Genomic DNA, 18,047 nt, shown 5'->3' with positions numbered 1-18,047 from the left:
CAGGATAGCAAAAGATTGTCTAGGCAATGATGGAGCATGAAAGCTGATGAGGATGGCAATGTAAATAAAAGTACTAAGATTGAATTGTTGAACAAAGCTAGAGTTAAAAACTTACTTCATATAGCACTCCTACAAGAGTTTATGGAATGGCTAGAGCAGTGAGTAAGGGCTGCGTCTACCTCGCTTTGAATCCCACTTGACTTTCAGTTGTAGGACATGCAGCCAAAGCATCATCTGTCATTTAGTACCAGACCAATGACAAATGACCAATGACAAATGAACAATGTAAAAAACATGAGTAAAATTCGCGTTGCTTTAATTGAAGACCACGACCTCACTCGCGTCGGGATCAGAACAGCACTACAACAGCGGCAAGAACTTGAAGTGGTAGGCGAAGCTGCCAACGCTAGCGAGGGTTTGCAGTTATTGCAGACAGTCCATCCCGATATTGCGATCGTGGATATCGGTTTACCTGATAAAGATGGCATTGAACTAACTAGAGAGATTAAGGCAGCCGCAAGCGAGGGAGAAGGATTCACTACCAAAGTTTTGATCTTGACTTTGCGAGACAATCGAGAAGCAGTGTTAGCTGCTTTTGCGGCGGGGGCTGATTCTTATTGCATGAAGGATATTAGTTTCGATAACTTACTAGAAGCATTGCGCGTCACCCACAGCGGTAATGCTTGGATCGATCCCGCGATCGCCCGCATTGTTTTACAGCAAGTCAAACCCGCACCTGCCGAAGTTCCTGCTGCTGTAGTCGCCGAAGTTAGTAAAGAAGACAAAGACAACAAAACTGTTGCTATCCACGCAGCTGATGAAGACTACGACCAAATGTTAGCTGCTTACCCCCTCACCGAAAGAGAATTAGAGGTATTGCAACTAATTGTAGAAGGTTGTAGTAATGCCGTAATTGCGGAAAAACTATACATCACCGTCGGTACGGTAAAAACTCACGTCCGTAACATTCTGAATAAGCTCTGTGCCGATGACCGCACTCAAGCCGCAGTCCGCGCTCTCAGATCTGGATTGGTTGGTTAGGTTTTTGTAGAGACGCGATACATCGCGTCTCTACAGATAGATATTTGCAAAAGTTAAACTTATAGCGAGTATTACTATAAATTTTGTTAAGTTAGGTTTATCAATCGGTAGTGAATGTCTAATAGTAGGGTAAAGGGTTGCATGGCAAGGTCACACGAGGCAAGCTATGCGATCGCTTGAAATTGGGCGTAAGATTCAGAACCCAGATATACCCATGACACAGTTATTTGCTTTGTCTCCGCGCTACCGTCTTGATGATGAACTACCCTGGTTGGAAGCAATCGATCCTAGCCATCACTACTGGATTGCTGTTAATGGCGATCGCAGCGCGATCGTAGCAATTCCAGGGCTAACAGTCTCCTCTTTTGACGAGTTCAAGCAAGCAATTCGTCAATTTAGAGCCTTGCAAGCAGGGGAACAAATGACTGTAGCGCGGGCAGCCAGTACTTCTACTATTTACTGCATCAGCTCTAACTGTTATGCCATCTCCGCAAAGGTGAATGGTGCTACTGTATGGCACTTATTCGATTATGAAACTTTAGAAAGTCTGCTAATGACTGCATATCCAGACTGGCAATGCAGTCCTAAAGATATCGAAATGGGTCGCCAACTCCTAGCAAAATCTTTTCAGCAAGTGTTGGCTTAAAGTACCTAAGTGTTGGCTTAAAGTACCTAAGATATACAACTTTCTACCGCTTCAAACTCAACAACTCCTGCGGTGAGGCTAAGAGTTTGATTTTGGTGGCAGCAATTTCTTGCTGAGAATTGAGTAAAAAGAACCAAGAAACGTTCACGCCAAACAGAGGGGTTTGCACTTTCCCCACGACTTGCACCTCTAAATCGCCTTCCACAACCTGGGAAATTCCTCGCTCTGGCTCCAACTTCATCCCCTGGGCTTCCCGTTGCAAGAAGGAAGCGATCGCCTCTCGTCCCACAATTCCTTCTTCAAAAGGAGGATACATCACTCCATCTGTAGCGAATAAATTTGCACAGGCTTGATAATTTTCTGTGTTTAATGTGTCAAAGTAACGAATAATGGTAGATTCTGTAATTCCTGCTATTTGTTGTACCGTATCCTGCGGCGATCGCGTTGATGCTTCCATGCGATTCATTCATCCCTCTTGACAAAAACAGCCTGCTCTTAACGCTCACGATCGCATATAAGAGCAGGTCAAAACCTGCCCCTATAGAAGGATTCTAGGAATTGTCATTCGTTATCAGTTATTTGTGGGTACTATCCGAATGACAAACGACCAATGACAAATAACGAACAACTAATCTGCTAAAGGATCGACACCCATATCAGCGACAAGTTTCCGCAAAACGGTAATTTGTTGACCGAAATCGAGCTGTTTAATCGTTGCCAGTGTTTCATTCACATCGCGAGAAGGCTGGTATCCTGTAGGCATAGGAACGACAAAACCTTGAACCATTAGCTCTGATAACTCATACCAAAAAGCTAATTTAGTGTTATTGCTTAAAATACCGTAGCTGCGGCTAATTGGAGTGTTTTTTCGCTCTACCAAGTCGCGCATTGCCTCTAACTGCTGAGCGTGAGACATTTGTTTCAAAGAATTGAGCAAACCTTCTGCAAGTTGCAATCGAGCTGCCCCAGGAGCCGCAGGCGTGATAGAACGACCCATTTCCGTGTAAGCGTACCATAGCAGCGCTAATTGGTCGTCGGTGCTGAGGCGCTTCACCAAAGAAATGGTAGCAGGCACGGCATCAGCTAGCTGAAAATCAGACTTAAGGCGATTGGAAGCAAAAGAAAAAGCTGATTCGGTTGTATACGTCATGTCTGCACTAGAGATTCTTGACAAAGTGGTGAAAAAATGCTCAAATCTCTCCTCCTATTTCATATACTGCAATACTTATTTACGAAAAGCAAATAAAATTAACAAATCAATGAAACAGTTATCAGTTATCAGTAGGGAGCCCAGGGAGCTGAGGGAGCCCAGGGAGCTGAGGGAGCCCAGGGAGCTGAGGGAGCAAGAACTGTCAACCAACAACCAACAACCATCAACCAACAACCATCAACCAATGACTAACTTAACCAGCGACCAAATCAAACAAAAAGCCTTAGAATTGGGGTTTCACAAAGTCGGCATTGCCGCAGTGGAAGCAGTAGGAACTGCGGAGCGGCAGAGGTTGCAAGCTTGGCTGCAACTGGGATACCAAGCAGATATGGCATGGATGGCAAACCCCAAGCGCGAGGATATTCGTTTAGTCATGCCAGAAGTGCGATCGCTAATTTGCGTGGCGCTCAACTATTACACTCCTCACCAGCATTCTACAGATCCAACAAATGCAAAAATTTCTCGTTATGGCTGGGGTAGAGATTATCACAAAGTATTGCATAAAAAGCTCAAAGCCTTGAGTCAGTGGTTGCGATCGCAAGCAGCAGATATCCAAACGCGGTTCTATGCTGATACGGGTCCAATTCAAGATAAAGCGTGGGCGCAACAGGCAGGTATCGGTTGGATTGCTAAAAATGGTAATGTGATTACACGAGAATATGGTTCTTGGGTATTTTTGGGTGAAGTGTTGACTGACCTAGTTTTGACCCCAGATCGACCCCATACGCAACATTGCGGTAATTGTACTCGCTGCATAGAGGCATGTCCCACACAAGCAATTACGCAGCCTTTTGTTGTCGATGCCAATCGCTGCATTGCTTATCATACAATCGAAAATCGTGCCGAAAAGCTACCTGAAGCGATCGCTTCCCGTCTTGACGGTTGGGTAGCTGGTTGCGATATTTGTCAAGATGTTTGTCCTTGGAACCAGCGTTTTGCTCGCACGACAGATATCAATGAATTTCATCCTTATGCACACAATCTCGCACCAAAACTCACAGAACTAGCAACAATAGAAGACGGCGAGTGGGATCGGCGCTTTACAGGTTCAGCCTTGCGGCGGGTCAAACCCGAAATGCTGAGAAGGAACGCCCGTGCTAATCTTGAATCGTCGGCTACGATTGTTTATTCCGATTCACTGTAATGACCATTAAGGTGATCTTTTTTGATTTTGACGGTACTATTGCCGATACACTTCACTCCATTGTCGGTATTACTAATCGCTTAGCTGTAGAATTCGGACATAAACCCATTAGCACCGCAGAAATTGCTCAGATTAAAAACCTGAGTTCGCGTCAAATTATCAAACAATCAGGAATTTCAATTCTCAAATTTCCCTTGTTAGTTGCTAAAGTCAAATCAGAGCTGAATGCAGAAATTTCTAAAATTCAACCTTTTCCCGAGATTAAAGAAACTTTACTCGAATTGAGAAAACGAGTCGATAAAGTCGGCATCCTGAGTTCTAACTCTAAAGATAATATTTTTGCTTTTTTGGAACTCAATGATATGGATTATTTATTTGATTTTATTTATACAGAAGCCGCTCTCTTCAGTAAAAGTAGAGTCATCAAAAAGATTTTGAAGCAAGAGAAGATTGCACCGTCAGAGAGCGTCTATATCGGAGATGAAACCAGAGACATAGAAGCAGCAAAAAGAAGTAAAGTCACTGCGATCGCCGTTAGTTGGGGTTTCAACTCCGCCGCAGCCCTGGAACAATATCAGCCCGATTTTCTCATTCACCAACCAGCAGAACTCATCGCGGCGATCGATAAATTAAAGACTAGTTGATGGTTGTTGGTAATGGGTAATGGGTAATGGGTAATGGGTAATGGGTAATTGTTGGTTGTTGGTTGACCGCTCCCTTGCCCCCTTCTCCCCCTTATCCCCACTCCCTTCGGTCGCGGGGAAGAGCGAGTTCCCCCTTGTCCCCCTTGTCCCCCTTGTCCCCCTTGTCCCCTTCTTCCCTGCTCGTGCGCTCCCTGCTCCCTAATAACTGCCTACTCCTCGTCTGTCTCCATTTCTTCCATCAAGCTGACTCGATCGATCGCAAATCCTATTTGCGTCGCTAACTGAACAAATAAGTCAATTTCTTCCTGTTGCCAATTTCTCGGTTCGGAACAGTGATGGGCAATTAATAATCCCAGTAACTCATTGTTTTTCAAGATTGGTGCTACCAAATTAGCTTTAACTGCAAACTGCTCTAATAATCGGCGATAGCAGTCTTCAACTCGTCCCGCTTGGTAAATATCATCAATGACTGTGACATGACCTTGCTTGTAGATTTCGGCATACTTTTCTCTCATGCAAGGATCGTCAATTCTCACTCTTAAAGTTTGGGGCCAGCCTGGGGCAACAGACTCTGCCACGACAATGCCATCCCAATTACTAGAATCTAGACCGTAAACGACTACGCGATCGGTTTTGATCGCACGCCTGACTTCTTTCACAGCAGTTTTCAGTAACTCTTCTAAAAATTGAGCTTGCTGAATTCGCAAAGTAATTTCTGTGAGTAAATCGGCACGTTCGGCATCGGCTTCCTGCTTTTCTAAAAATGTAACTTGTTCGGATGCTACTCCTACCTGTTTTGCCAAATGGGAGAATAACTCAACTTCATGAGGTAGCCAAACTCTAGGTTCAGAACATTGATTAACAATCAATAAACCAAATAGTTGACCGTTTTTGGTAATTGGCGCTACCATCTGCGCTTTGATCGCAAACTGTTCTAACAATTTAATATGACAATCGGTCAGTTCTCCCCCATAAATATCGTGAGTTACGCAAATTCGACCATTGATATACTTTTCTACGCCCTCGTTCGATTCAGAAAAATATGTGTCGGTAATTTTAATCTTTAAGCAGGAAGGTAAGCCAGGTAAAACAGATTCAGCGACAACATTACCACTCCAGTCAGGATTAAATTGATACACGAAAACTCGATCGGCACTGAGAGCGCGACGTAGTTCCTTCGTAGCGGTTTTTAATAACTCGTTGAGATATTGTGCTTGTCGAAATTTGAGCGAAATTTCCGTCGCTATTTTAGCTGACTCAATCGTGGCAATTTGTTGATGGCTAACATCCACCTTTTCCAGTGCTGCACTATTGAGAATTGCTAGCGGAGAGTAAGATTCATCCGGTTCTAATTTTGGCTTTTCACCTGCATCGACAGCAGATTTTGCTGGACGCATAGCTCGATTAGCAAAAAAAGCAGTCAACAAACCAATTAGTAGCAGCGATGCGACAACAGTTTCAATTAAAAGAGTCACTGGTAGCTGAGTGGGAGAATCAGCCAGGTCTGGATTGTCCACGCGGGCTTCAGCTTGGGCATTAAACTGCGGGACTAGGCGATCGTCGGCTTGCGCAAGGGTTTTGTCAGTCAAAACTGGCAAAATTCCAACAGCAATAATTAACGCTACGAGCTTGGTTCTAAAACTGCTTTTTTGCCACCAAAGGCGATGCTTGGAAAGCTTAGTCCCTGGGTCTGGATTATTCCGGCAAGATGGCGGATAATTATCTCTAGAGTCGTAAATTTTTATACTGCTAAAATTATTAATTTGGATACATTGAGAGGTAGGGGTACGTCTACGGGTGGAATACTGCTCGGCAAAATGGAAAGGGATTTGACTCATTGTGCGCTCGCTTGGCTAATACTCTGAAAACTACTGCCGAAAAACTTTCACATTTAGCATATTGAGGTCATTTTTAAATTTTTGCAATACTTTTCAACATAGGTAGCCGCATTTAGCTTTTTAAATTTAGACATATGTACTTACTTCTCGGTCAACTTGTTTATACCAGCTTTGCAGGCAAAGGATTCAAAACTGTTTGCAGTCCGCAGGTTTCGCCAGAAATTCAGCAAGCTTTCTTGCAACATGTAGTTTCCCAACATTGGGATTCTTACAATCCTCCAGAACCCAAATATCGTGCGGCTTACATATATCAAATCGACTCAGAGCAAACTTTGTTTGGCTGGTTATACAACGATGGCGTGGACGAGCTAGGACGCGGCAACGTACCATATTTTATTTGTTATTACATTTCAGAACCACTGTTTGATTTTCAACTAGCAAATATATTTACTTGTTTGGAGCGAGGACCAGTAACAATCTTAGATCGACATCAACCTCGCGCATATATAAAAACCAAGGTTTTATCAAATTTGTGGGACTACCAACCAGCAAAAGCAGGGGTGTCAACTCCTCTGTACCTGCGACAGCAAAGCTATACAGACTTGCGCCAAGGAAATTTGTTGGAGCTATTTGTGCCGATTGACGCACAGGAAAGTGCCGTCGATTTTCCAGAAAGAACTTACGAGCAGCAAATGGCGCATCTCTCTATTTATACTAGTTATGCAATTGATGGCTTAGGGCTTGAACCGGGGCATGTTATTACAGCAGATGCTGCGACTATTGCAGTCGATCCGATCGCCTCTAAGAGTCAGTCAAAACCCAAGTTACCGTTGTATCAGTTCTACAAACAATCATTAGGTAAAGATCGAGAGTCAGAAAGTGTGATTCAGAAGGGCTCGACAAATTTATTATCTAAATACAAAAAAAAATCGACTGCTAGCCGCGATCGCCACTCTGTGTCAGCAAATTCTAACTCCGGTCGCTGGGCATTAGCAGGAAATAACTTCTCCCCAGTCGATTTGAAGCCGGTAGCATTAGGACAAACAGTTGATAATAACGCCGAACGCCTGACTTGGGGTTATAAAAACTCTCAACTTTGGCTCAAAGTTGGCATTTTAGCAAGTGCGGTAGCGCTCGGGTTTTCGCTATACGGTCTGATGCATTCGGGTATGTCTAATACCGATTCGCGAGTCTACGTAGCATCGCAAGTCAAGCGCGATCGAAACTACAAAGCTTTGGCAGCAGTTCCTAACGTCCCTTTAGGTACGTTTCGATATGGTGGCTCTACCACTTTTGCGCCACTGCGATCGCCCACAACTGTCGCGACGATTGCCCAAGCTCAGCCACAATTTGAACTACTCTACACCGATCCTTATCAAAATAGACATGGCTCTACCGTAGGCATCCAAATGTTGCTAACAGGTAAACTCAGCTTCGCACAATCTTCTCGCCCGATTCGAGCGGCAGAATTAAGACAAGCCCAACAACTCGGTTTTACTTTAGAACAAATTCCCGTGGCGATTGATGGCATTGCTCTATATGCCAATCCTCAAGTTGCCGTTACCGGGTTAACTCTGTCCCAAGTTAAAGATATTTTCACTGGGAAGATCGTTAACTGGAAACAACTCGGTGGTTCGGATTTACCGATCGTACCCATTAGCCGCGATCCTCAAGTCAGCGGTACTGCTAATTTTCTGCAAGAAAAAGTTCTAGCAGAAGAAAACTTTGGCTCCAACGTGCGATTAGTTAACACGACAACCGATGCTATCCGTACCGTCGCCAAAACTCCAGGCGGAATCAGCTACGCTACTGCCTCAGAAGCAGTTCGCCAGCAGAGCATAGATCCTATTTCTTTAGCAACCATCTCTCCCTTGCCACTGGCTGCGAGTAACGGTGGCTTTGTTTCTCCTTTCGATCTGCAACGCAAAAATGTCGCTAATACTACAGCTTTTGCTAACGGTACTTATCCCTTAACTCGTCGCCTTTACATCATCGTCAAGCGAGATGGCAGCGTTGACGAACGCGCTGGGATTGCCTACACAAATTTATTGTTTTCTGAAGAAGGACAGCAACTCGTGGAGCAAGCTGGTTTTGCCCCCTTGCGCCTACGCTGAGATCTTACCTTTTAAATACTCGCAAAAGTGAAAAAAATCTATTTTTTTACGTCTGGAGATTTCTTTTATCGGATAATCTTTTTTTATCTAAATATATTGGCTTTTACGAATTGTCTAGCCTGCCTCTAATGCTCAATGAAGACTCTAAGTTTTTTCTTTAAAACAGTGGACTAGCTGATGACTTGCCACTATGCTCGAAAGAGAGGGTTTGTCAGCCTAATAACCGCCAACAACTGTTTTATTCAAATGCAAGACATTATGGAGATACACGGCTGCGAACTTCACGGAGTTGCACGCCTCGTTCAACTAGAACGCGCTATATGCAATCTCTTTAGAGTCTAAATGTGCGTTTTTAGGAGTAGCGTCAGAATTGCAGGTAGATTGACCGCAAATATATTTATTCTGCTGCCGCAGCAAAATCAAGTGTAATCCTTGGAGTTATTTGCTAGCGATGCAGTGAATAGTGATGTATGGTATTTAACTTTCAGGAATAATAACTTAGTGGTATGCTGCTGCTAATCAATCTCACCTAGCACTTAAGCTAATGTTACAAAAACTATAGAGCCAAACCAACTATGTCAGTGAAACTTCGCAAGCAGCATCTAACCGTGTTACCTCAAAACTTACCAAAAAACAGAACATTTAATCTTTTAAGCATTGGGCAAAGAGGCGTAGGAAAAACGGTTTTCCTCGTCGGTAGCTATACGGAGCTACAGACTGAAAATTCCAAAAAGCAGCCGCACAAATTATGGTTTGAATGCCAAGACAACCAGGTAAAGGAAAACGTAGATAAAATTCTTAAATATATAGACCAGACGGATCAGTATCCACCACCGACGATGAAAGTCGTCAACTTCAGCTTTAACCTAAAACGACAAAGCTTTTGGGGTGAAAAAACAGTATGCCATTTCCGCTGGAATGATATCCCTGGCGAAATCTGCGACGTTCACAACTCTGATTTTCGCGAACTCGTGTTTAACTCGCATGGCTGCTGCGTGTTTATTGATGCCTACGCTCTCAGGCACAGCGATGCTTACATTCAAGTATTGGAAAATATCTTTGAGCAAGTCATGGCATTGACGAGCTTAGTTTATCTCAATGGATTAAATTATCCATTAGCTATAGTGCTAACTAAGTACGATCTATTAGAATCTAATGCAACAACTCAAAAAGTCATAAAAAATAAATTAGAACCTTTGATCGCTCATCTCAATACCGTCAAAGCGCGCTACGAGATTTTTCATTCCTCTATACCTCTAGTGCGAGAAAACAACACAGTAACTCTCAAACCCAAAGGAACAGCCATCGCTTTTCTTTGGTTAGTATGGGAGCTAAACAAAATACATAGCTCCAGTGCAGAGAATCAGCTTTTGGGATTAATTCATCGCATTATTCCTGGCGATGCCAACGCTCGCTCGAAGAACCCTAACGGAGTGATGCAATCTTTATTCGATTCTAACCGCAAACCGAGTACTCAAAGCGATCGCCGCTCCTCTGTTAGAGAGAAAATGGGGTCGAAACTCTGGTGGTTCCTTGGCATTGGTATAGTTGGAATAGCCCTATTGTCCCTACTCGGTTACCAACGGTCTACTTCACAGATTCGCACGGGTGAAGCATTGTACGATGTTGAAGCTTTACAACAAGCTGGAAAACTAGATAAAGCGATCGCTTCGTTGGAACAACTAGTGCAAAACAATCCCGATAATATAGATTTGCGTTTGCGTTTAGCAGAGCAATACGAGCTAACAGGTAATGCTGCTGGTGCAGAAAAAACTTACGACCAAATTTTGGCAAGACAAAACAATAACCTTAAAGCTTTAGTACGCAAAGCCGTGCTGCGTCAAATTCAGAAAGATAGTCAAGGTGCGGCTCAGTTATTTGAGCAAGCAGAAGAAGCAGCTCCAGATGCTCTGAAACCACAAATTCGCACCTTAGCCAAAAAAACCTTAAATTCTTCTCAAGAAAATCAGAAGTTGAAAGGAGCAAAAACCACAGAACTCAAGAGCGATCGATCGGTTTTATACTCCAGATAATTGCGGCTAGCCCTCAAATCTTCTCTGTCCGTATAGGGGAAAGTGTAGCATTGATAGCTGCTCAAAATTTGCAGTTCGATTGGCAACTTGCCTCTAGCCTCTTTTTGATGAGTGTTGCGTTCAGAGAAGTTCTTCCATTAAAAAAGTCTTTACTAGAAGTGAATTGGCTGTATAATAATTTACAACGCTATCAAGATCGTTTATATAATATGCAGTTGTCAGAGAAAAAACGTTACAGTCTTGAGACGCGCACTACTAGTAAAAGCTAGCTTAATAACCAACAGCCAATCGGCAATTTATAGGTTGAGTGCTAGCAGATTTACCGAAATAATGTATGAAGAAAAGCCGCAAGTTGCAATTAATAATTCTGTGGTTACCTATATCTAGTTTTTGCTTCTGTTTCAATTTCCTTTCAATCGATATAGTAAGAGCAGAAGCATGTTCCGATCGGGAAATTAATTCTTATATAACAAAACTAGGCAACACTAACGAATGGATATTTACTGTAGCAGCGCTGAAAAAGTGTGGCGATCGCGCAGTAAAAGCATTGAGTCAAGAATTACAACAAAAGGACGAAAACATTAGAATTAATGCGGTTGCCGCTTTGGGAAGTCTGGGAGCAGCGGCACACTCGGCAATTCCGGCTTTGAGCGTTACAGCTTTAGCAGATAAAAGTCCCGTAGTACGTTCTAGTGCAGCATACGCGCTTGGTAGTATGGGAGTAGCAGCAGAAAGTGCTGTCCCCGCGCTCACAGTCGCACTACAAGATGAAGATAGATCGGTGCGATCGATGGTCGTATCTGCAATTGGTAGCATGGGAGCAGCAGCAGAAAGTGCCGTTCCCGCACTGAGCCAGACGCTTCGCGATCCCGATCGCACGGTGCGATCGAACGCTATCTATGCTTGGGCTAAAATTGCAACTGGCTGGCAGCAAAGAGCCGCAACGCTTTCCTATCTCCAATTAGAACGAGACATTCGAGAATTGGAAACGGCGCTGAAAATTATTGAAACCAGTCAAGAGTTATTTCCAGAAGCAGAGGTAGCGCTCTTACGTCAGTCATCGCAAATACTCAAATCGCATCGATACCCCAATTGGAGCGAGAACGGACTGAAATTGCTTTCACAGTATCGATGGCTACCAATTGGTGTAGTATATATCGCTACGCTGACATTATTTTGGTCGCTACTCCTCTGGCAGCGTCCGCTGTGGATTTTAGGTATCAACAATGCATTACAACGATACTCTAGCATTGGGTTACCTGGTTTTTCCGGCAGAATGAAATTGCCAATTAACTGGTTAGTTTTAGTTGGTTTTTTCCACTATCATCCCAGAGTGCTGAATGCTTGGTTTGCTACCCAAACGCTCGATCCTCAGACACAGCAGGCACTCGCTCAATCTAATTCTGCAAGCAAACCTACTGATGTGCCGTTGTTAGAAGCAGACAGCGTGCAAAAATATGCCAAAGCGATCGCCTGGGAATGTATCAAGCAGACATTTCAGCCAGCCGCAGTCAAACGCGAACAATTACTCAGTGAGATTGGGGCGATCGCAGGATACGATACAGCTAAAATTTACCTAGAACATTTAGAACAGAATCTCGGTTTGCTGCAAGCGATCGGTAAGGCACAAGATAAAGTGCGCTTTACTCACGATCTGTTAGCAGAATATCTAGCTAGCCAATATCTCGTAGAATTATGCTGCGACAATGAAAACAACTGGCGCAAGTTCTTGGCGCGAGTAGACACCGTTCCCGATTGCGTGGCGATGAAGAGATTTTTATTATCTGTACGAGACTGCTGCATGGCTTTACAAGCAACAGTAAAAGTTCCTAGCTTTGTGACTGAAGAACTGAGTCAACGTGCTGGCATCGCTCAAAAATCACCGTCACAGATCCAGGCTGTATGAGCTATTGGAAATCGGAAATGGACTGACAACTTTGTAGAGACGTTACATGTAACGTCTCTACACTGACAACTGATTAGCTAAACTACTCGTATAAGAACGATAGTATTAGCAATTCATGACACCCGAAGAAATTGCCAACACCCTAACAGATTTATTTCATTCTGCACCTGTACAAGCGATCGCTCCTGGTTCCTGGCAAATCGAAACACCGGAATTTCGCTTGTTAGTACTGCTATCAGACGATCGCTCTTGGCTGCGAGTATTGTTACCAATTTTATCGGCGCAGGCAGCTCAACCGTTTTTGGAACAGTTACTCGAAGCTAACTTTGACGAAACTCAGGAAGTGCGCTACGCCTTACATCAAGGAGTCGTGTGGGGAGTCTTTCAGCACAGTCGTGAAAGTTTGAGTACGACAGATTTTACCGAGGCGATCGCGCGCTTAATTTCCTTAAATCAAGCGGGGTTAACAAATGCATTTAGCCAATTGGTAGAAACGAAACTACGGCAAATCGTCACAGCGCAAAAGCAGCAAGGACAATCTCTAGAAGCTACCCTGCAAAATCTGAGCAGAATGTACGACGAGGGATTGCTAGGCGACTTACAACAAGCAGCGGAGTCGCGGGAGCAAGTCATGGCAGCATGGAAATATCAGCTAGAAAGGTTGTGGTTGGAAGTAGAACCATAATGGATATTATTCAAATCCTCCGGCAAGATTACCAAAGATTCCCAGACAACCAGACATATAGCATCTATGCTTCAGATGTCTTTTTTCAAGATCCCCTCAACCGTTTTCGTGGTGTCGAGCGATACAAACAGATGATTAATTTCATCAACACCTGGTTTATTGCAGTCAAGATGGATTTACATGATATTCGCCAGGAAGAAGACACCATCAAGACAGAGTGGACGTTGAGTTGGAATACTCCCCTCCCCTGGAAACCCCGCATTGCTATTCCTGGCTGGAGTGAGTTACACCTCAATCCCCAAGGATTAATTGATTCCCATATCGATTACTGGAACTGTTCGCGATTAGATGTGGTAAAACAGCATTTTGGTAATAGGTAATGGGTAATGGGTAATGGGTAACTGAATCCTTGCCTAATTGTCGAAGTTCTTTCCCCTTCTACAGAAGCATACGATCGCGGTGGTAAGTTTGCTCGATATCGTCAGTTGGAAACTTTGCAGGAATATGTTTTAATCGATTCCGAACAAATTGGTGTAGAGTGTTTTCGGCGCAACGAACAAGGTTTGTGGGTGCTTTATCCTTACGCGACAGAAGATACGATAACTTTGACAAGTGTAGGGTTATCTTTACCTGTAACTGCACTTTATCGCCAAGTCAAATTTGATGCTAAGGAAGGAGAAAATTAAATCGCGATCGCATTTTGCTCTTTCATCTTTTCCGACAGATATATTCAGCCATAGTTGGTGAAAGATAGTTTGATTCAAATTCAAATCCAACGCGAGCCAGCATTCCTTCTATAATCCAAGTAAAAGTGCTGTATTCTTCCCGAACGTGCGTTTCAAAAGCATCTGCGAGATCTTCAAAATCAACCCCAAGTTGTTGTAAGTCATTGTAGTGCTAAGTAGGAATCTGCATAGTTCTTTTGCCTCAGTAATTCCTTGCTGCAAACAAGATAAGACATTAATTCGAGCCTAAGCGCAAAACAATACTACCCTGAAGCACGTCGGTGCGATCGCCATAACTACTTACAGTAATCGATTGTGTTTTGTCAAAAAATGGTTTTGCTGCCACTTCTAATAGTTTGACTAAAGGTAATTGACGTTCTAAAATTTCTCGACTTCTAGGTAAATCCAAATATAGATAACCCTGATTTGGCTGAGGAATAGCTTTTATGGCAGATTGGAACTGAGAACTCTTCAATAAAGAATCGGTTTCTGCTGCTTTTAAAGCTGCATCCATTGCTGCAACTGAAGACGTGAAAATTTCGTATTTATCTATGGTAGTATAAACACCTTGAACTTTAGCTTTAAGAGTGAGTAACGAGCGATCGCCTAACTCGGATGGACTAGATGGAACTGTATTTAACTGCGTCCAAGCATAGATTTTTTGCTCTCCAGAAAATAGAGGTGTAATACTTAAACCTCGATTTTCAGCAATTGCATTAAAGCGCTCGATCGCTAAATCTGTTCCTTCAGACTTCTCGGCAACAAAAATCCAATCAGCACTCGTACTAGCATCTTTTTGGGGTAGCATTCCTAAAGCATATTCCCCTTGCACCCAGCTAAAAATATCTTGCGAGATATTTAGACCCCAGCTATCTTGTAATTTAGCTAAAGGTTGAGCGATTAAGCGCGAAATTGCATCATTACTAGAACCAGATAAGACAGTTGTAATTTGTCTCCACAACTGATTTAAGTTGGTATTTTGTAAATAGCTTAAATCTAAACCCGCGATCGCTAAATTGGTTGTAGTAGGTAAATATTGTAATGCTTGCACGGGTTCAGATAGCATCTTGCCAGTGGGAGCGAGTTCTATCTGATTAGCAGCAGCGATTGAAGTTTCTGCGATAATTCCTTGTGGATTTAATTTTAAGCCAATAATTTGACTATCATAAATTTGCTCTTGCGGTTCTTTCCCCAACAAAGTTGTCACTTGAGGCAAATTGAGGAAAATTATGCCAATTCGCTCAGTAGGTAATAAACTTAATGCGTGTTGATATTGAGCAGAATCATTCAAACTCAGATCGGGTGCTTGGACGTTATTAATTGCTTCTCGCAATACTTTAGGATGATTGGCAAATAAAATAAAGCGATCGCCCACTGCTGCGCCGACAAGAGAGATTCGTTCTTGTAGGGGCGCACGGCTGTGCGCCCCTGCATTTACCCGATCGCGATCGGAGAAAATATTAACACCTTGATAAGTTTCTGAAACTAAATCTCTACCCGCGATCGCTCGTTGGGAAAATAATAATTGTAAAAATTCTCTACTTTTAGCTGGATTTCTGCTAGTTAATACCATTAAATATCCTGGCTGATTGCCATTTGTCGCATCGCGATCGATATCTGGACTCGTCAAAGCCAAAGTAACTTCTTCCCCCAACCAAGGTTGAATATCTTGGCGATAGTCGAGACTGCTACTAGCTAGTAAACTAGACTTAAAGCGTTCTAGTTCCTGACGCGACTGCCTGCGATCGCTCGGACGCGCTGCCAATTGCCGCAAAGACTCTAGTTTTTCTGGATTGACTAGCAAAGATACCATTGCAGGTGCTTGCTTAGGCACAAATATCGCTGCTTCTGGTGTATTTGTCGTACCACCTCGTAGTAAGCTGAGAGGACTTTGGCTATTAATCCAATAAAAACCGCCAACGCCAATTAGTAGCAGCACCACCACAACAGTTGCTATGGCAGAAAAAAATAAGCTTCGCTTCATGATAATTTACAACTGTCTTGCTAATCGTCATTGGTCACTGGTCACTGGTCACTGTCCCTAACCCACAGCCCCTCATTATGAATCCTTTTAGCCAAATTAGTGTAGAAGAACTGGCTCAGATGTTAAGTTCTGATGCTAGAGAGCAATTGCAATTGATCGACGTGCGCGAACCGGATGAAGTCGCGATCGCTCGTATTGATGGGTTTGAAGTTCTACCCTTGAGTCAATTTGCTGATTGGGCTGATTCTATCCCCGCACGCTTCGATCCTCAAGTAGAAACCGTAGTTATGTGCCACCACGGTATTCGTTCGGCTCAAATGTGCCAGTGGTTGAGCCGTCAAGGTTTTACAAATCTTAGAAATTTAGCAGGGGGAATTGATGCTTACTCCACTGAGATCGATCCATCTGTTCCTAGATACTAGGATAGTTATCAGGGAGCGCACGAGCAGGGAGCAGAGGAGCAACAACTGTCTTCACGCAGTGTAGCGTAGCGTTTACTGCCAACCATCAACCGTCAAACCCTTCACTACTAACTGTTTCCCGTTCCCCATTCCAATCGCTTTCAGTAATAATTGCTACCAAACAGTTTTTAATTTTAAGCAAAAGTACAGTCTATATTAGATTTAGGGTTGCCGAAGTTACACAGAGTATAGCTCCGGTCGAATTTGTCTAGGTAGAAGTTTTAACTCTGCCGGATATAGGTCATAAGATTTAACATGTATATATTGACAGACAGTAAGTTTTATGTAGACTCAGGGTATCTTTCTTGAGAAATAGCTAAAACCGTGCAGGAGTTGAGGCACAATCGAAATATAACTTTGTATTTATTTAACACGGTCTATCTTTTTTGCTATCTTGAATAACTAAAAATTAAAAAAATCTAGAGATTACATTTACATTTCTTAAATTCGCTTCTCATCTCACTATTCTCATTTCACCTATGCAAGTGCAGCTAAACGATCGCCAACAGCATATACTTTGGGCAACGGTACGACATTACATCGCCACTGCCGAACCCGTGGGTTCCAAAGCTTTATTGGAAGAATATAACCTCGGCGTGAGTTCTGCAACCATTCGTAACGCGATGGGAGTGCTAGAAAAAGCTGGTTTACTTTATCAACCTCACACCTCGGCGGGAAGAATTCCATCTGACTCTGGCTACCGAATTTATGTCGATCGCCTCATAACTCCTTCCGATGTCTGGGGACGACAGGTAGAACAGCTACTCCAAGAGCAATTAAAGTGGGAAGATTGGAGCTTGGAAGCTTTATTAAGAGGCGCAGCGCAGATTTTAGCCAAGGTGAGTGGGTGCATTACTTTAATTACCATGCCTAGCGCTAATATGGCACGGTTACGCCACATTCAACTGATTCAAATTGAGTCAGGGCGGATAATGTTGATTGTGGTAACCGATACTTATGAAACCCAATCAGTCTTGTTAGATTTGCCGACTTCAGAAGCGGAAACAGTCTTAGAATCAGAACCAGAAGTTATAGAAAGAGAGCTACAAATACTTTCCAACTTCCTCAATAGCCAACTGCGCGGGCGATCGCTGTATGAATTAGCATCACTTGACTGGAATCAATTAGACCGCGAATTTCAACAATATGGCGATCGCTTAAAAACTGTATTTGCAGATATTTGTCGGCGAACTCAGCCACTCCCGGCTAGCACGCAAATTGCCATCCGAGGCGTATCCGAAGTCTTGCGTCAGCCTGAATTTGCCGAGTTACAGCAAGTTCAAACGATTCTACATCTATTAGAAGAAGAACAGCAGCAGCTACTACCTTTTATTTTTGAAGAACCGGAATTAGATTCTAACTCCAGGCGGCGAGTCACAATTCGCATCGGTTCAGAAAATACGCTCGAACCTATTCGTGGTTGTACCCTAATTTCATCTACCTATCGACGCGGTACAGTTCCCGTTGGTAGTGTAGGAGTCTTAGGACCAACTCGTTTAGATTACGAAACTGCGATCGCCATAGTCGAAGCTGCTGCTGATTATCTATCTGATGCATTAAGCAACTAGCGAAGTCAGTAGGGGCGAGTTTAGCAAAGAGATTGACAACCTGAGTTA

Annotated in this window: 17 protein-coding genes; 12 read left to right on the top strand and 5 right to left on the bottom strand. The window is 43.3% G+C overall.

Annotation, left to right across the window (positions count from 1 at the left end; all coding sequences use genetic code 11):
• Nucleotides 1–294 precede the first annotated feature (294 nt).
• On the top strand, nucleotides 295–1,041 hold the full coding sequence (locus M5J74_RS33145; RefSeq protein ID WP_039717060.1) for a response regulator transcription factor: 747 nt from the start codon (nucleotides 295–297) through the stop codon (nucleotides 1,039–1,041).
• A 214-nt stretch (nucleotides 1,042–1,255) separates the two neighbouring features.
• Entirely contained in the window at nucleotides 1,256–1,687 is a 432-nt protein-coding gene (locus M5J74_RS18005; protein WP_041463227.1) for a hypothetical protein, read from the top strand.
• A 43-nt stretch (nucleotides 1,688–1,730) separates the two neighbouring features.
• Here M5J74_RS18005 and M5J74_RS18000 read toward each other — a convergent pair whose 3' ends face one another.
• Nucleotides 1,731–2,153, bottom strand: coding sequence for a ketosteroid isomerase family protein (locus M5J74_RS18000; protein WP_015155452.1), 423 nt, complete (start codon nucleotides 2,151–2,153; stop codon nucleotides 1,731–1,733).
• Between the two features lie 162 nt (nucleotides 2,154–2,315).
• Nucleotides 2,316–2,837 (bottom strand): orange carotenoid protein N-terminal domain-containing protein, encoded by a 522-nt coding sequence (locus tag M5J74_RS17995; RefSeq protein WP_250012660.1) that lies wholly within the window; start codon nucleotides 2,835–2,837, stop codon nucleotides 2,316–2,318.
• 244 nt (nucleotides 2,838–3,081) lie between these two features.
• Between M5J74_RS17995 and queG the strand changes: the two genes are divergently transcribed.
• Nucleotides 3,082–4,041 carry a tRNA epoxyqueuosine(34) reductase QueG gene (gene queG / locus M5J74_RS17990; RefSeq protein WP_041463225.1) on the top strand — a complete coding sequence of 320 codons (960 nt, stop codon included), beginning with the start codon at nucleotides 3,082–3,084 and terminating at the stop codon, nucleotides 4,039–4,041.
• Entirely contained in the window at nucleotides 4,041–4,685 is a 645-nt protein-coding gene (locus tag M5J74_RS17985) for an HAD hydrolase-like protein (RefSeq protein ID WP_015155449.1), read from the top strand. Before queG ends, M5J74_RS17985 begins: the two co-directional genes overlap by 1 nt.
• Here the strand turns inward: M5J74_RS17985 and M5J74_RS17980 are convergent.
• The gene (locus M5J74_RS17980; RefSeq protein ID WP_250012659.1) at nucleotides 4,634–4,786 is read right to left on the bottom strand and encodes a hypothetical protein; all 153 of its coding nucleotides are present in this window, start codon (nucleotides 4,784–4,786) and stop codon (nucleotides 4,634–4,636) included. The genes M5J74_RS17985 and M5J74_RS17980 overlap by 52 nt on opposite strands.
• Nucleotides 4,787–4,894: 108 nt before the next feature.
• Entirely contained in the window at nucleotides 4,895–6,523 is a 1,629-nt protein-coding gene (locus M5J74_RS17975) for a GAF domain-containing protein (RefSeq protein WP_250012658.1), read from the bottom strand.
• 134 nt (nucleotides 6,524–6,657) lie between these two features.
• Here M5J74_RS17975 and M5J74_RS17970 point away from each other — a divergent pair, with 134 nt between their 5' ends.
• From M5J74_RS17970 to M5J74_RS17945, 6 genes are all read left to right on the top strand, one after another.
• Entirely contained in the window at nucleotides 6,658–8,637 is a 1,980-nt protein-coding gene (locus M5J74_RS17970) for a PstS family phosphate ABC transporter substrate-binding protein (protein ID WP_250012657.1), read from the top strand.
• Between the two features lie 575 nt (nucleotides 8,638–9,212).
• A complete protein-coding gene (locus M5J74_RS17965) occupies nucleotides 9,213–10,670 on the top strand; it encodes a tetratricopeptide repeat protein (RefSeq protein ID WP_250012656.1) in 1,458 nt (485 codons plus the stop codon).
• A gap of 334 nt (nucleotides 10,671–11,004) precedes the next feature.
• Nucleotides 11,005–12,576, top strand: a complete 1,572-nt coding sequence (locus M5J74_RS17960; RefSeq protein WP_250012655.1) for a HEAT repeat domain-containing protein — start codon at nucleotides 11,005–11,007, stop codon at nucleotides 12,574–12,576.
• 115 nt (nucleotides 12,577–12,691) lie between these two features.
• On the top strand, nucleotides 12,692–13,261 hold the full coding sequence (locus M5J74_RS17955) for a hypothetical protein (protein ID WP_106218721.1): 570 nt from the start codon (nucleotides 12,692–12,694) through the stop codon (nucleotides 13,259–13,261).
• Entirely contained in the window at nucleotides 13,261–13,641 is a 381-nt protein-coding gene (locus M5J74_RS17950; protein WP_106171187.1) for a DUF2358 domain-containing protein, read from the top strand. The genes M5J74_RS17955 and M5J74_RS17950 overlap by 1 nt, the downstream gene beginning before the upstream one ends.
• 21 nt (nucleotides 13,642–13,662) lie before the next feature.
• A complete protein-coding gene (locus M5J74_RS17945; RefSeq protein WP_371934055.1) occupies nucleotides 13,663–13,947 on the top strand; it encodes a Uma2 family endonuclease in 285 nt (94 codons plus the stop codon).
• A 274-nt stretch (nucleotides 13,948–14,221) separates the two neighbouring features.
• Here M5J74_RS17945 and M5J74_RS17940 read toward each other — a convergent pair whose 3' ends face one another.
• Nucleotides 14,222–15,970: a DUF3352 domain-containing protein gene (locus M5J74_RS17940; protein ID WP_250012654.1), complete on the bottom strand. Its 1,749-nt coding sequence runs from the start codon at nucleotides 15,968–15,970 to the stop codon at nucleotides 14,222–14,224.
• Nucleotides 15,971–16,047: 77 nt separating this feature from the next.
• Between M5J74_RS17940 and M5J74_RS17935 the strand changes: the two genes are divergently transcribed.
• Together M5J74_RS17935 and hrcA are read left to right on the top strand one after the other, a co-directional pair.
• Nucleotides 16,048–16,392 carry a rhodanese-like domain-containing protein gene (locus tag M5J74_RS17935; RefSeq protein WP_250012653.1) on the top strand — a complete coding sequence of 115 codons (345 nt, stop codon included), beginning with the start codon at nucleotides 16,048–16,050 and terminating at the stop codon, nucleotides 16,390–16,392.
• 518 nt (nucleotides 16,393–16,910) lie between these two features.
• Nucleotides 16,911–17,999 (top strand): heat-inducible transcriptional repressor HrcA, encoded by a 1,089-nt coding sequence (gene hrcA, locus M5J74_RS17930; RefSeq protein WP_015155439.1) that lies wholly within the window; start codon nucleotides 16,911–16,913, stop codon nucleotides 17,997–17,999.
• Nucleotides 18,000–18,047 lie beyond the last annotated feature (48 nt).

It is taken from the genome of Chroococcidiopsis sp. CCNUC1 (assembly GCF_023546805.1).
GTDB lineage: Bacteria > Cyanobacteriota > Cyanobacteriia > Cyanobacteriales > Chroococcidiopsidaceae > Chroococcidiopsis > Chroococcidiopsis thermalis.
Note: the sequence above shows the minus strand (reverse complement) of the source record. Positions and strands in the feature narration are given on the sequence as shown.

Excerpts from the sequence above, each read along its gene's own strand:
- M5J74_RS33145 (WP_039717060.1), top strand. The coding sequence starts at position 295 with ATGAGTAAAATTCGCGTTGCTTTAATTGAAGACCACGACCTCACTCGC.
- M5J74_RS18005 (WP_041463227.1), top strand. The coding sequence starts at position 1,256 with ATGACACAGTTATTTGCTTTGTCTCCGCGCTACCGTCTTGATGATGAA.
- M5J74_RS18000 (WP_015155452.1), bottom strand. The coding sequence starts at position 2,153 with ATGAATCGCATGGAAGCATCAACGCGATCGCCGCAGGATACGGTACAA.
- M5J74_RS17995 (WP_250012660.1), bottom strand. The coding sequence starts at position 2,837 with ATGACGTATACAACCGAATCAGCTTTTTCTTTTGCTTCCAATCGCCTT.
- queG (WP_041463225.1), top strand. The coding sequence starts at position 3,082 with ATGACTAACTTAACCAGCGACCAAATCAAACAAAAAGCCTTAGAATTG.
- M5J74_RS17985 (WP_015155449.1), top strand. The coding sequence starts at position 4,041 with ATGACCATTAAGGTGATCTTTTTTGATTTTGACGGTACTATTGCCGAT.
- M5J74_RS17975 (WP_250012658.1), bottom strand. The coding sequence starts at position 6,523 with ATGAGTCAAATCCCTTTCCATTTTGCCGAGCAGTATTCCACCCGTAGA.
- M5J74_RS17970 (WP_250012657.1), top strand. The coding sequence starts at position 6,658 with ATGTACTTACTTCTCGGTCAACTTGTTTATACCAGCTTTGCAGGCAAA.
- M5J74_RS17965 (WP_250012656.1), top strand. The coding sequence starts at position 9,213 with ATGTCAGTGAAACTTCGCAAGCAGCATCTAACCGTGTTACCTCAAAAC.
- M5J74_RS17960 (WP_250012655.1), top strand. The coding sequence starts at position 11,005 with ATGAAGAAAAGCCGCAAGTTGCAATTAATAATTCTGTGGTTACCTATA.
- M5J74_RS17955 (WP_106218721.1), top strand. The coding sequence starts at position 12,692 with ATGACACCCGAAGAAATTGCCAACACCCTAACAGATTTATTTCATTCT.
- M5J74_RS17950 (WP_106171187.1), top strand. The coding sequence starts at position 13,261 with ATGGATATTATTCAAATCCTCCGGCAAGATTACCAAAGATTCCCAGAC.
- M5J74_RS17940 (WP_250012654.1), bottom strand. The coding sequence starts at position 15,970 with ATGAAGCGAAGCTTATTTTTTTCTGCCATAGCAACTGTTGTGGTGGTG.
- M5J74_RS17935 (WP_250012653.1), top strand. The coding sequence starts at position 16,048 with ATGAATCCTTTTAGCCAAATTAGTGTAGAAGAACTGGCTCAGATGTTA.
- hrcA (WP_015155439.1), top strand. The coding sequence starts at position 16,911 with ATGCAAGTGCAGCTAAACGATCGCCAACAGCATATACTTTGGGCAACG.